Below are 12,708 nucleotides of genomic sequence, written 5' to 3' on the forward strand. Positions count from 1 at the left end.
CTATGGGTCATGCGCATTTCTATCTCCAAGCCGGTAGGACTTCTCTAGGATACGGGCAAGTCATTCAGGAGCCCTCGCCATGCGTTTAACCCTTGCCGTCCTGGTCCTCGCCCTTGGTACCAGCCTTGCAGCCCACGGCGAGACCACCGCCATGGACAAGCAGTTGCACAATGCCGCCGCACACAATGACGTCACCTACCTGCAACAGCTGCTAAAGCAAGGCGCAGGCCTGGACAGCCGCGATGGCCAGGGGCGCACTGCCTTGCTGGTGGCCACCCATGAGAACCAGGTTGCAGCAGCGGAAGCACTGATCGAGGCCGGTGCGGATGTGAACGCCAAGGACAACATCAACGACAGCCCGTACCTGTATGCCGGGGCGCGTGGCTTGAATGAAATCCTGAAGCTGACGCTGAGCCATGGTGCCGACCTCAAGAGCACTAACCGCTACGGCGGCACCGCGCTGATTCCGGCGGCCGAGCGCGGGCATGTGGACACCGTGCAGATGCTGATCGATGCGGGGGTGGACGTGAATCACCTGAACCGCCTGCACTGGACCGCGCTGCTCGAAGCGGTGATCCTCGGCGATGGTGGGCCGCGCCATGTGGAGATCGTCCGGCGCCTGCTGGCAGCGGGGGCGGATCGGCAGATTGCCGACAAGGACGGGGTGACCGCGCTGGCGCATGCGCGCCAGCGGGGGTATCAGGAAATGGTACAGCTGCTCAGCCACTGAGGCCTGCACAGTACCTGTGGGAGTGGGTTCACCCGCGAATCCTGTAGTGGATTCACCGCCGCATTCGCGGGTAAACCCGCTCCCACAGGGATTGCGCCTTGCACCAAATGTCGGATCAGGCCACCTCTTCGTACGGCAACCCCACATAGTTCTCGGCGATGTTCACCAGCCCGGCCTTCGAGGTCAGGAAGTACTCGCGGTCGGCCTCTTGCATCTTCTGGTCCCAGGCATCCTTGTGCTCGCCGAAGTCATGCAACAGCTGGGTCATGAACCAGCTGAAGCGCTCGCCCTTCCAGACCCGACGCAGGGCCAGCGGCGAATACTGCTCCAGCAGGTCGGTACGCCCCTCGCGGTACACCTTGACCAGGATCCGGTACAGGTAGTTGACGTCGGAAGCCGCCAGGTTCAGGCCCTTGGCGCCCGTTGGCGGGACGATGTGCGCGGCATCACCGACCAGGAACAGGTGGCCGTACTGCATCGGCTCGACCACCAGGCTGCGCAGTGGCGCGATGCTCTTTTCCAGCGCGGGCCCGGTGACCAGCTGCTGCGCCACGTCTGCGGGCAGGCGCGCCTTGAGCTCGTTCCAGAAGCGCTCGTCGGACCAGTCTTCCACCCGCTCTTCCAGCGGCACCTGCAGGTAATAGCGGCTGCGCGTCTGCGAGCGCTGGCTGCACAGTGAGAAACCCCGTTCGTGGTGGGCGTAGATCAGTTCGTGGTTCACCGGCGGGGTATCGGACAGCATGCCCAGCCAGCCGAACGGGTAGACCCGCTCGTACTCCTTGAGCACGCCATCGGGGATGCTCTTGCGCGATACGCCGTGGAAGCCATCGCAGCCGGCGATGTAGTCGCAGTCCAGGCGGTGGGTCTGGCCGTCCTTGTCAAAGGTCACGTAGGGCCGTTCGCCCTTGAGTTCGTGCGGCTGCACGTTGCTGGCGGAGTAGATGATCGGCGCGCCGCTGGCTTCGCGGGCCTGCATCAGGTCGCGGGTGACTTCGGTCTGGCCGTAGACCATCACCGTCTTGCCGCCGGTAAGGCCCTTCAGGTCCAGGCGTTGGCGACGGCCTGCAACCAGCAGTTCGACACCCTCGTGCACCAGCCCTTCACGGTCCATGCGCTCGGCGACGCCGGCTTCGCGCAACAGGTCGACGGTGCCTTGCTCGAGCACCCCGGCGCGAATGCGGGCGAGTACGTATTCGGGGGTCTGGCGTTCGAGGATGACGGTGTCGATACCGGCCTTGTGCAGCAACTGGCCGAGCAGCAGGCCGGACGGACCGGCACCAATGATTGCAACCTGAGTGTTCATTGTTTTTATCTCATCAAGAGGGTGAACCCTTGCATTTTTACTGGCTGTAACCGCCAAATAAGTGTGTTATCCGATGCAAAAAATGCACTTTTACAAAAAACGTTCGATTAACGGACAGGCGATCACGACATGAGATCCACCCTCCCCGGCGTTCCGCTGTTCCAGTTGTATGGCGAAAACCAGCACTGGCCCGGCACCGACCTGCTGCATTGCGAGTCGATCCCGGCACGCAGCCGCCTGCACCACTGGGAGATCAAGCCGCACCAGCACGCCGAGCTGTTCCAGCTGCTGTATGTGCAGCGCGGCAAGGCCCAGGTGGAAATCGAAGGCGTGCGCAGCACCATCCTCGAGGCTGCGATACAGGTGGTGCCCCCCCTGACCGTGCACGGCTTTCGCTTCAGCGCCGATATCCAGGGCAATGTGCTGACCTTCGGCACCGCGCTGGTGGCCGACCTGGAGCAGCGCCTTGGCGCGCCGCTGGGAGTGCTGGCGAAAGCGGCGTGTTACCTGCTGGGCAAGGACCGCATCCAACTGCGCGGCCTGATCGAAACCTTGCAGCAGGAATACCAGGGCAACGCTCCTGCACGGGCGGCCATGCTCGAAGCGCTGGTGACCGCGCTGATGGTGTGGATCAGCCGCCGCCAGCAACTGGGGCAGGCCCCGCGCACCCGCGACGAGCGTGACCGGCAGCTGCTCGGCCAGTACCTGCGGCTGGTCGAGGCGCATTACCGCGAACACCTCTCGGTCGAGGACTTCGCTGCGCGTCTGAACATCCCCAGCCTGCAGCTCAACCAGCTGTGCCGGGCGCTGAGCGGGCAGACCGCGTTGCAGGTCATCCACCAGCGCCTGCTGCTGGAGGCACGGCGCAACCTCATCTATACGCGCATGAGCATCGGCCAGCTGTCGGACAGCCTGGGCTTCAGCGACCCGACCTACTTCGCCCGCTTCTTCAAGCGCCTGAGCGGGCAGACGCCCAATGGCTACCGGCGTGCGGTGCAGCCGGACTGATCCGCTTGACGTAAACGTCAACCTGCCCTCAGGATACTGGCATACCCCACGCCGAGCCCGAGCATGAGCAGCCAGACCTACAGCATCTCCGACCTCTCCCGCGAACTGGACATCACCACCCGCGCCATCCGCTTCTATGAGGAGCAGGGCCTGCTGAGCCCCGAGCGGCGTGGGCTGGAGCGCATCTATTCGGCCCGTGACAAGGTCAGCCTGAAGCTCATCCTGCGCGGCAAGCGCATCGGCTTCTCGCTGGCCGAATGCCGTGAGCTGATCGAGCTGTACGACCCCAGCAGCGGCAACCTCAAGCAGCTGCACAGCATGCTGGCGAAGATCGCCGAGCGTCGCGCCCAGCTTGAACAGCAGATGCTCGACATCCACCAGATGCAGCTTGAGCTGGACACCGCCCAGGAGCGCTGCGAACAGGCCCTGGCTGCCACTCTGAACAACAACGACAAACGCTGACAGGAACCCCACCATGCCCATGCCCGCAACAGTCCGCCTGGTCGAAGTCGGCCCCCGTGACGGCCTGCAGAACGAAGCCCAGCCCATCAGCGTCGCCGACAAGGTGCGCCTGGTTGACGACCTGACCGACGCCGGGCTGAGCTACATCGAGGTCGGCAGCTTCGTTTCGCCCAAATGGGTGCCGCAGATGGCGGGCTCCGCCGAGGTGTTCGCCGGCATCCACCAGCGAGCCGGTGTTACCTATGCCGCCCTGGCCCCCAACCTGCGCGGTTTCGAGGACGCCCTGGCAGCGGGGGTGAAGGAAGTGGCAGTGTTCGCCGCCGCTTCCGAGGCCTTCTCCCAGCGCAACATCAACTGCTCGATCAGCGAAAGCCTGCAGCGCTTCGAACCGATCATGGAGGCCGCGCGCAGCCATGGCGTGCGGGTGCGCGGTTACGTGTCCTGTGTGCTGGGTTGCCCCTATGAAGGCAAGGTCAGTGCCGAGCAGGTAGCACCGGTGGCCAGGGCCCTGCACGCGATGGGCTGCTACGAGGTATCGCTGGGTGACACCATCGGCACCGGCACGGCCGGTGACACCCGTCGGCTGTTCGAGGTGGTGTCGGCCGTGGTGCCCCGCGCGCAACTGGCCGGTCACTTCCACGATACCTATGGCCAAGCCCTGGCCAACGTGTATGCCAGCCTGCTCGAAGGCATCAGCGTGTTCGACAGCTCGGTCGCCGGCCTGGGTGGCTGCCCTTATGCCAAGGGCGCTACCGGCAACATCGCCACCGAGGATGTGCTGTACCTGCTGCAGGGGCTGGGTATCGAGACCGGTATCGACCTCGACCGGCTGATCGCCGCCGGGCAGCGCATCAGCGCTGTGCTGGGCCGGGCCAACGGCTCGCGGGTGGCACGTGCGCGCAGCGCACAATGAGTTTCATGCAGGTGTCACATGAGTGTGGGTGAGTGTTACCGCCCCCACAGTTTTCAGCAAAAAATCGGGTAACAGGGAAACAAATCGACAGATTTTCAGGTCGCTCGATTATGCCGATTTCACACAAAGCATTGATTTTAAAGGATTTTCAAAAGTTGGCACGGCACCTGCTATATGTTTGGTACAACAACAAGAAAAACGCGATAACCAATAAAAACAACATGTAACGGCTCTGACATAACAAGAACAACACGGCAGAGGCGCAGCAAGCAGATTTTTTTGGAGTCGACAGGCTTTTCAGGGGTTCGCCCCGCGGACTGACACAGAACAATAAAACTACCTGAAGGTAGCGGCAGTCAGGCTCGGATCCACAGGATGAAAGTAGGTCAGCGCTCAAAAAAATACGTTTGCTCTTGACCCCGGTTGGGGGTCGCACGTGACACCCAGGCTAGCCTACAAAAACAACAAAAGGCCGGCCTCAATAATAAGAAAAGAGCAGGCAACAACGCTTATGAGGGGAGCTTCGGCTCCCCTCAGTGCTTCCTGCCCTCCTCCTCTTTTTGCTTCTCTTCATCCTGCCCCTCGACCTTCTCCACCAGCAGCGGCATCGTGCCCAATACCAACAGCGCCAGCACCGTGCTGATCAGCGCCGTGGCCTCTCGCCCCATGCCCGCAGCAGTACCGATTGCCGCCGTCATCCACAGCCCCGCAGCGGTAGTCAGGCCTTTGACGTGGCTGGTGTCCTGGCCGTTGCCCTTGAGAATCGTGCCCGCCCCGAGAAAACCGATGCCGGCGACGATACCTTGGATCACCCGGCTCAAGGCCTGCTCATCGGCACCGGCCATGCTCGGCGCCAGCACGAACAGTGCCGCGCCCAGCGATACCAGCATGTGCGTGCGCACACCTGCAGACTTGCCTTTGTGTTCGCGTTCAAAGCCCAGTACGGCGCCGAGCACGGCGGCCATCAGCAGGCGCACGAGAATCCGCACGACCTCGCGCTCATCGGTGATGTCGGCGAACTCGGCCTGGATGGTTTGCCAGATGAATTCCATCTCTCGGGTACCAGGTTGCAGTGGTGCATTGCCTGCACTGGCCTCTTCGCGGGACAAGCCCGCTCCTACAGTTTTCCGCAAAGAGCAGCCCTTGCACGAAGCCTGTAGGAGCGGGCTTGTCCCGCGAAAGGGCCAGCACAGGCGCCTAAGAGAGTTGACCCCTGCACTACACGCAAAGTGCCCTCCCGGCACTCCGATGCAGCAACCATCCACCATCCGCGGTCACAACCTGTAACCGCCCCCGGAGGACCCGACCATGCCCATCGAGATCGAAGAAAGCACCCAACGCTGCACCCTCATCGGCGACAAACTGCGCATCGAAGGCAAAGGCCAGGAAGTCGAGATCATCACCGACGAACAGCTGCACATGTCAGTAGCCATCCTCGCCGGCGAGCGCTTCCCGATCACCGAAGCCGAAGCCGACGCGCTGACAGTGATCGGTGCGGTAGATAGTCGCAGACACCTGAAGGCCAGCACGCCAGGCTCCGTTATCTAAGCCATCGGCAACATTTGGCGGCAATCTGATACGGTTTTTATCGACCAACCTGAGCCTGTGCTGAAAACAGTTCGGGGGCCATAGTGCTCGTGCCTGATCGAGGCCGTAAGAGCACCGACGCCATGACCGACAGAATCCATGCCATCCAGATTGCCAGCCATGGCATCCACACCCGCAGCTTCAGCGGCCTGTACCGCTCGCTGCGAATTGCCTTCGCTGGCGCGCTTTTCGTGCTGTTCTTCGGCACCGCCTGGCTCGACTGGAACGGTCGCCAGGCCGTGCTGTGGGACTTGGCCGACAGCAAGTTTCACATCTTCGGCGCCACCTTCTGGCCGCAGGACTTCATCCTGCTCTCGGCGCTGCTGATCATCTGTGCCTTCGGCCTGTTCGCCATCACCGTCTACGCTGGCCGGGTGTGGTGCGGCTACAGCTGCCCGCAAAGCACCTGGACCTGGCTGTTCATGTGGTGCGAGAAGGTCACCGAAGGCGACCGCAACCAGCGCATCAAGCTTGCCGCCGCACCGTGGAGCCTGAACAAGCTGGCCCGGCGCACGCTCAAGCACAGCCTGTGGCTGGCCATCGGCGTACTCACCGGTCTGACCTTCGTCGGCTACTTCACGCCGATCCGCCCGCTGGCCCATGAACTGTTCAGCCTGCAGCTGGGCGGCGTGGCACTGTTCTGGGTGCTGTTCTTCACCGCGGCCACCTATATCAATGCCGGATTGCTGCGCGAGGCGGTGTGCCTGCACATGTGCCCGTATGCGCGCTTCCAGAGCGTGATGTTCGACAAGGACACCCTGGCCGTGGCCTACGACCCACGCCGTGGCGAATCCCGCGGCCCGCGCAAGAAAGGCAGTGACGCCCGCGCCCAGAGCCTGGGTGACTGCATCGACTGCACCCTGTGCGTGCAGGTCTGCCCGACCGGCATCGATATCCGCGACGGCCTGCAGATGGCCTGCATCGGTTGCGCCGCCTGTATCGATGCCTGCGACAACGTCATGGACAAGATGGGTTACCCCCGCGGCCTGATTGGCTACAAGTCCGAACACAGCCTGCAAGGCGGCACCACCCACTGGCTGCGCCCGCGCCTGCTGGGCTACGTCGCTGCCCTGGTGCTGATGATCGGCGCCCTGGTGATGGCCCTGCAGTTGCGCCCGATGGTGTCGCTGGACGTGATCAAGGACCGCGGCCTGTTCCGCGAGAACGCCCAGGGCCAGATCGAGAACATCTACCTGCTCAAAGTCATCAACAAGACCGCGCAGCCCCAGCGTTACCACCTGCGCCTGCTCGATGCCGAGGGCTTTGAACTGCACGGAACCACCGACTTCAGCATCCCGGCCGGCGAAATGAGCGAGCTACCGGTGTCGGTGGCGCTGCTGGCCGAGCGACCGGCCAGCAGCTCACAGGAGCTGGCCTTCGAAATCCGCGACAGCGACCAGCCCGCCGTGCGCAGCGTGGCCCGCAGCCGCTTCGTGGCGCCACTGAACCGCTGATCCCTTACACTGCTTGTTCACCTTGCCCGCCGAGCCCCCATGAAACGCTACGAACGCTTCGCCGACGACATTGCCGAACTGATCCGCTCCGGGGTGCTCGGCCCAGGCCAGCGCGTGCCTTCGGTACGCTATGCCAGCCAGACCCACGGTGTCAGCCCATCCACGGTATTCCAGGCCTACTACCTGCTCGAACGCCGCGGGCTGATCCGCGCACGGCCGCGCTCGGGCTACTTCGTCAACGCCCACGCCCCCCGCCAGTTCAGCGAACCCCAGGCGCTGGAGCCACTGAGCGAATCGACCGAGGTGGACGTCAGCGGCCTGGTGTTTTCCATCCTCGACTCGATCAAGGACCCGAGCACCGTGCCGTTCGGTTCGGCCTTCCCCAGCCCTGAACTGTTTCCGCTACAGCGCCTGTCGCGCTCGCTGGCCAGTGCCAGCCGGGCCATGGACCCGCGCATGGTGGTCACCGACCTGTCACCGGGCAACCCGCAACTGCGCCGGCAGATCGCTCTGCGCTACATGGTCGGTGGGCTGATGCTGCCGATGGAAGAGCTGCTGATCACCAATGGCGCGCTGGAAGCCCTGAACCTGTGCCTGCAGGCGGTTACCGAACCCGGCGATCTGGTGGCCATCGAAGCGCCGGCCTTCTATGCCTGCCTGCAGGTGCTGGAGCGGCTCAAGCTCAAGGCCGTGGAGATCCCGGTGCACCCGCGCGAGGGCATGGACCTGGCGGTGCTGGCCCAGACCCTGGACAAGCACCCGGTCAAGGCCGTGTGGTGCATGACCAACTTCCAGAACCCTGTGGGCGCGAGCATGCCCGAAGCGAAGAAACAGGCCCTGGTCGAGCTGCTGCGCCGCCACCAGGTGCCGTTGATCGAGGACGATGTCTACGCCGAGCTGTACTACTCGCAACAGGCGCCGAAACCGGCCAAGGCCTTCGACACCCAAGGGCTGGTGATGCACTGCGGCTCGTTCGCCAAGAGCCTGGCACCGGGATACCGCATCGGCTGGGTGGCCGCCGGGCGCTTCGCGCAGAAGATCGAGCGGCTGAAACTGATGACCTCGCTGTGTGCCTCGATGCCGGCCCAGGCGGCCATTGCCGACTACCTGCAGCACGGCGGCTACGACCGCCACCTGCGCAAGCTGCGCTACGCCCTGGAGGGTCAGCAGGCCAACATGCTGGCAGCCATCGCCCGCCATTTCCCGGCGCAGACCCGCGTCAGCCAGCCCTCCGGCGGCTACTTCCTGTGGCTGGAACTGCCCGAGCAGATGGACGCCCTGAAACTGTTCCACATGGCCCTCGCCCAAGGCATCAGCATCGCACCGGGGCCGATCTTTTCGCCGACCCGGCGCTTCGGCAACTGCATTCGCCTGAACTACGGCACACCGTGGAACGACGCCGCCGAACGCGCCATGGAAACCCTGGGGCGCATCATTCGCTCGTTCTGAAGGAAGGCCCGAAAAAGTGCGGCTATAGTTGGGCGACCCACCCGCCGGATCGCCCCCATGCTGCCTGACGACTCGACGCCTTCCACACAACAATTGCAGGAACGCATCGACCGGGCCCAGGCCAACAGCAAGCTGCTCGGCGAACTGGTCGACCACAGCCAGGCCAACGTGTTCGCGGCAGATCGCAACTTCCGTCTGCTGGCGATCAACCGCACCGCGCAGGAGTCCTTCAAGCGCCTGCGTGGCTTCGTGCCGCAGGTGGGTGACTACGTTCCGCAGTTCATTGCCAACCAGCCCGACATCGTGAAATGGCTGGAGCCGGTATGGCCGCGCGTGCTGGCCGGCGAAGCGTTCACCGGCACCATCGCCCTTGGCCCGCCCGACGCCCTGCGCCATTACGAAATCAGCTACAACACATTGCGCGACGCCCAGCAGCGGATCCAGGGCGGTTACCTGTTCGCCTACGACATCAGCGAACGGGTCGCCGAGCAGGAGCGCGTGCGCAAGATCGAAGAGGCCCTGCGCCAATCGCAGAAGATGGAAGCGGTCGGCCAGTTGACCGGCGGTATCGCCCACGACTTCAACAACCTGCTCGGCAGCATCTTCGGCGCCCTGGAAATGGCCGAGCAACGCCAGGCCGAACAGCGCCACCACGACACCGCCCGGTTGCTGGGCGTCGCACGGCACAATGCCCAACGGGCCGCTGCGCTGGTGCAGCGCCTGCTGGCCTTCTCGCGTCAGCAGACGCTGGTGCCCCAGGCGGTGGACGTGCAGCAGCTGGTGGCCGGCATGGGCGAGCTGATCGCCAGTTCGCTCGATGCGCGCATCACCTTCATCGACCAGACCCAGAGCGGCCAGTGGCTGGTGCAGATCGATCCGCACCAACTGGAAAGCGCACTGCTCAACCTGTGCATCAATGCCCGCGACGCCATGCCACTGGGGGGGACATTGCGTATCGCCAGTGAGAACGCCCAACTCGATGAGCTGCAGGCACGCGCGCTGGACCTTACCAGCGGCGCCTACCTGCACCTCAGTGTCTGCGACAACGGCATCGGCATGCCGGCCGATGTGCTGCAAAGGGCATGCGAACCCTTTTTCACCACCAAACCATTGGGCCAGGGCTCAGGACTTGGGCTGTCGATCGTGTATGGTTTCGTGCGCCAGTCCGGTGGGCAGTTGCGCATCGCCAGCGAACCGGGGCAAGGGGCCTGCATCCACCTCTACTTGCCACGGACCTCCTGCGACGCTGTCGAGCACGCGTGCGCGCAACCACAGACGCCAAGCCAACAGTCCCGCGCAGCGCCTCAGGTAGTCATGCTGGTGGAAGACCAGGACATCCTGCGGCTGCTGATCTGCGAGGTACTCGAGGAACAAGGGCACCGTGTGCATGCCTTCAGCGATGGCCGCGGGGCACTGGAGGCCCTGCAGGCAGGCTTGCACCCAGACCTACTGATCACCGATATCGGTCTTCCGGGCGGCATCGATGGCTACCAGGTAGCAGCCGCCTGCCAGAAGCGCCCCGGCAGCGTCGCGGTGCTGTACATCACCGGCTATGCCAGCAACCGGGTCGACGTCAGCCCTGACAGGCATTGCGCCGTGTTGTACAAACCGTTCGAACTGGCAGCCCTCAATCAGCACGTCGCCCAGTTGCTGGAAAACCGCCGATTGCCGCTGTAGCGCGCTATGCGCTCGCCGTGCGGGCAGGTAAAGTCTGACCCTTCATTTCTGTCGGACGTCGCCATGCCCCACCGCGACCTGCTCGCCCTGCGTCAGGAAATCGAAACCCTGCGTCAGCGTAACGCGCAGCTGGAGACCCAGCTGCTGCAACACGCCGATCAGGACCAGAACATCTATCGATTTCTGTTCGACACCATGGACGAAGGCTTCTGCATCATCGAGTTTTTCGACGGCCCCCATGGCCCGCTCAGCGATTACGTGCATGTCATCGCCAACGCTGCCTACGCCAAGCACGCCGGCATCCCCAATGTGGTCGGGCAGAAGCTGCGCGAGATGGTGCCCGACGAGGCGAACGACTGGGTCGCCCGCTACGGTGCGGTATTGCGCACTGGCGAGCCGCTACAGTTTGAACAGGAGCTGGTCGCCACGGGCCATGTGCTGGCGGTGACTACCTTCCGCGTGGAGCCGGCGGAGCGCCGCCAGGTCGCGGTGCTGTTCAAGGACGTTACCGAGCGGCGCAAGGCCGAGCAGGCCCTGCAGCAGCTCAACGAACAGCTTGAACAGCGGGTCAGTGCAGCCTTGGCCGAGCGCCGCCTGTTTGCTGAGCTGGTCGAACATAGCGTGGTCAACGTGCATGTGATTGATACGAACCTGCGTTGGCTCGCCGTCAACCGCCAGGCCAAGCACGACTTTCATGCCTTGTACGGCCGCACCCCCGAAGTCGGTGAGTACATGCCAGCATTCGTGGAAGGCCACCCAGCAGACCGTGAGCTGATAATGCCGATGTGGCAACGGGCGCTGGCAGGTGAACAGTTCATCGAGATCGGGGCTTTCGGGCCTCGCCATTACGAACTGCGTTTCAACGCCTTGCGCGACCACGACGACAGCGTGCAAGGCGCCTACCTGTTCGCCTATGACATCACCGAGCGGGTCCAGGAACAGCAACGCCTGGCCAAGGCCGAGCAGGCGTTGCGCCAGGCGCAGAAGATGGAGGCCGTGGGCCAGCTCAGCGGCGGCATCGCCCACGACTTCAACAACCTTCTGGGCGGCATCATCAACGCTCAGGAGCTGATGCAACAGCGCCTCGGCCAGCAGCGCTACGCAGAGCTGGAACCGCTGCTCGAACTGTCCAGCGGCTCGGCGCAACGGGCTTCATCGCTGGTGCACCGGCTGCTGGCCTTCTCCCGCCAGCAGACACTGCAACCGTGCTCGACCGAGGTCTCGGCGCTGGTCAACGGCATAGAAGAGCTGATACGTCGCAGCATCGGCCCGTCGATTACCTTGCGCAGCCGCTTCGTCGCACGGCTGTGGCCAACCTTCATCGACCCACCGCAACTGGAAAGCGCCCTGCTCAACCTGTGCATCAACGCGCGCGACGCGATGCCGGGTGGCGGCACCATCGATATCCAGGGCGACAACATCACGCTCGACAGCGAGCAGGCGCGCCCGCTCGAACTGGCCGCCGGGGACTATGTGCGCCTGAGCGTGGCCGACAACGGTTGTGGCATGAGCGCCGCCGTGGCGGCCCGGGCCATCGACCCGTTCTTCTCCACCAAGCCGATGGGCCAGGGCACCGGACTGGGGTTATCGATGACCTACGGTTTCGTGCGCCAGTCGGGCGGCCAACTGCGCTTGCATTCCACCCCCGGCGAGGGCACGCGGGTCGAGCTGTACCTGCCGCGCCACCACGAGCAACCTGTTGTGGCCCCCCGCCCGTCTGGGCATAAGGCGTTGGCCGGCAGTTCGGGCGGGCAACGCATCGTGCTGGTGGAGGACCAGACAGCGCTACGCCTGGTGCTCGGTGAGGTGCTGGAAGAACTGGGCTACCAGGTCGAGGCCTTCGAGAATGGCACTGCCGCGCTGGCGCACCTGCAGCAGTGCGAACAGCCGGACCTGCTGCTGAGCGATATCGGCCTGCCTGACGGCCCCAATGGCCGCCAGGTGGCGGAGCGTTGCCGGCAACTGTACCCGGACCTTAAAGTGCTGTTCATTACCGGCTACGACGAAAGTGCGGCGCTCAGCGACGGCCAGTTGCTGCAGGGCACCAGCGTGCTGACCAAGCCTTTCGAGCTTGAGGCACTGGCCGAACGGGTGCGTCTGCTGCTGGCGGATGAGCTGCCCTGAC

At 64.0% G+C, this 12,708-nt stretch carries 11 protein-coding genes; 9 read left to right on the forward strand and 2 right to left on the reverse strand.

Features of this window, described 5'->3' with window-relative positions; translation table 11 throughout:
* The first annotated feature begins 79 nt into the window (after positions 1–79).
* Positions 80–730 (forward strand): ankyrin repeat domain-containing protein, encoded by a 651-nt coding sequence (locus C2H86_RS01135; protein WP_159411082.1) that lies wholly within the window; start codon positions 80–82, stop codon positions 728–730.
* A 115-nt stretch (positions 731–845) separates the two neighbouring features.
* On the opposite strand, the gene pobA is transcribed toward C2H86_RS01135, so the two are convergent.
* Entirely contained in the window at positions 846–2,033 is a 1,188-nt protein-coding gene (gene pobA / locus C2H86_RS01140; RefSeq protein ID WP_159411083.1) for a 4-hydroxybenzoate 3-monooxygenase, read from the reverse strand.
* Between the two features lie 129 nt (positions 2,034–2,162).
* Between pobA and C2H86_RS01145 the strand changes: the two genes are divergently transcribed.
* The 3 genes from C2H86_RS01145 to C2H86_RS01155 all read left to right on the forward strand — a co-directional run bounded on the left by C2H86_RS01145 (position 2,163) and on the right by C2H86_RS01155 (position 4,416).
* Complete coding sequence (locus tag C2H86_RS01145) at positions 2,163–3,041, forward strand: helix-turn-helix domain-containing protein (protein WP_159411084.1); 879 nt, start codon at positions 2,163–2,165, stop codon at positions 3,039–3,041.
* 63 nt (positions 3,042–3,104) lie between these two features.
* The gene (locus tag C2H86_RS01150; RefSeq protein WP_060513138.1) at positions 3,105–3,503 is read left to right on the forward strand and encodes a MerR family transcriptional regulator; all 399 of its coding nucleotides are present in this window, start codon (positions 3,105–3,107) and stop codon (positions 3,501–3,503) included.
* Between the two features lie 13 nt (positions 3,504–3,516).
* Positions 3,517–4,416 (forward strand): hydroxymethylglutaryl-CoA lyase, encoded by a 900-nt coding sequence (locus C2H86_RS01155; protein ID WP_159411085.1) that lies wholly within the window; start codon positions 3,517–3,519, stop codon positions 4,414–4,416.
* 533 nt (positions 4,417–4,949) lie between these two features.
* Here the strand turns inward: C2H86_RS01155 and C2H86_RS01160 are convergent.
* Positions 4,950–5,468 (reverse strand): MgtC/SapB family protein, encoded by a 519-nt coding sequence (locus tag C2H86_RS01160; protein ID WP_159413042.1) that lies wholly within the window; start codon positions 5,466–5,468, stop codon positions 4,950–4,952.
* Between the two features lie 256 nt (positions 5,469–5,724).
* On the opposite strand from C2H86_RS01160, the gene C2H86_RS01165 reads away from it, so the two are divergent.
* From C2H86_RS01165 to C2H86_RS01185, 5 genes are all read left to right on the forward strand, one after another.
* Positions 5,725–5,964 (forward strand): DUF3203 family protein, encoded by a 240-nt coding sequence (locus C2H86_RS01165; RefSeq protein WP_159411086.1) that lies wholly within the window; start codon positions 5,725–5,727, stop codon positions 5,962–5,964.
* A gap of 122 nt (positions 5,965–6,086) precedes the next feature.
* Positions 6,087–7,457, forward strand: a complete 1,371-nt coding sequence (ccoG, locus tag C2H86_RS01170; RefSeq protein WP_159411087.1) for a cytochrome c oxidase accessory protein CcoG — start codon at positions 6,087–6,089, stop codon at positions 7,455–7,457.
* Between the two features lie 39 nt (positions 7,458–7,496).
* Positions 7,497–8,906 (forward strand): GntR family transcriptional regulator MpaR, encoded by a 1,410-nt coding sequence (gene mapR, locus C2H86_RS01175; RefSeq protein WP_159411088.1) that lies wholly within the window; start codon positions 7,497–7,499, stop codon positions 8,904–8,906.
* A 57-nt stretch (positions 8,907–8,963) separates the two neighbouring features.
* Complete coding sequence (locus C2H86_RS01180; RefSeq protein ID WP_159411089.1) at positions 8,964–10,583, forward strand: PAS domain-containing sensor histidine kinase; 1,620 nt, start codon at positions 8,964–8,966, stop codon at positions 10,581–10,583.
* Between the two features lie 63 nt (positions 10,584–10,646).
* Positions 10,647–12,707, forward strand: coding sequence for a hybrid sensor histidine kinase/response regulator (locus C2H86_RS01185; RefSeq protein ID WP_159411090.1), 2,061 nt, complete (start codon positions 10,647–10,649; stop codon positions 12,705–12,707).
* Position 12,708: the final 1 nt, after the last annotated feature.

This window comes from Pseudomonas putida, assembly GCF_009883635.2.
Classification (GTDB): Bacteria; Pseudomonadota; Gammaproteobacteria; order Pseudomonadales; family Pseudomonadaceae; genus Aquipseudomonas; species Aquipseudomonas putida_W.

Bases quoted from the DNA above. Each gene is read 5' to 3' on its own strand.
- C2H86_RS01180 (WP_159411089.1), top strand. From the start codon at position 8,964: ATGCTGCCTGACGACTCGACGCCTTCCACACAACAATTGCAGGAACGC.
- mapR (WP_159411088.1), top strand. From the start codon at position 7,497: ATGAAACGCTACGAACGCTTCGCCGACGACATTGCCGAACTGATCCGC.
- C2H86_RS01150 (WP_060513138.1), top strand. From the start codon at position 3,105: ATGAGCAGCCAGACCTACAGCATCTCCGACCTCTCCCGCGAACTGGAC.
- C2H86_RS01185 (WP_159411090.1), top strand. From the start codon at position 10,647: ATGCCCCACCGCGACCTGCTCGCCCTGCGTCAGGAAATCGAAACCCTG.
- C2H86_RS01145 (WP_159411084.1), top strand. From the start codon at position 2,163: ATGAGATCCACCCTCCCCGGCGTTCCGCTGTTCCAGTTGTATGGCGAA.
- C2H86_RS01135 (WP_159411082.1), top strand. From the start codon at position 80: ATGCGTTTAACCCTTGCCGTCCTGGTCCTCGCCCTTGGTACCAGCCTT.
- C2H86_RS01165 (WP_159411086.1), top strand. From the start codon at position 5,725: ATGCCCATCGAGATCGAAGAAAGCACCCAACGCTGCACCCTCATCGGC.
- pobA (WP_159411083.1), bottom strand. From the start codon at position 2,033: ATGAACACTCAGGTTGCAATCATTGGTGCCGGTCCGTCCGGCCTGCTG.
- C2H86_RS01155 (WP_159411085.1), top strand. From the start codon at position 3,517: ATGCCCATGCCCGCAACAGTCCGCCTGGTCGAAGTCGGCCCCCGTGAC.
- ccoG (WP_159411087.1), top strand. From the start codon at position 6,087: ATGACCGACAGAATCCATGCCATCCAGATTGCCAGCCATGGCATCCAC.
- C2H86_RS01160 (WP_159413042.1), bottom strand. From the start codon at position 5,468: ATGGAATTCATCTGGCAAACCATCCAGGCCGAGTTCGCCGACATCACC.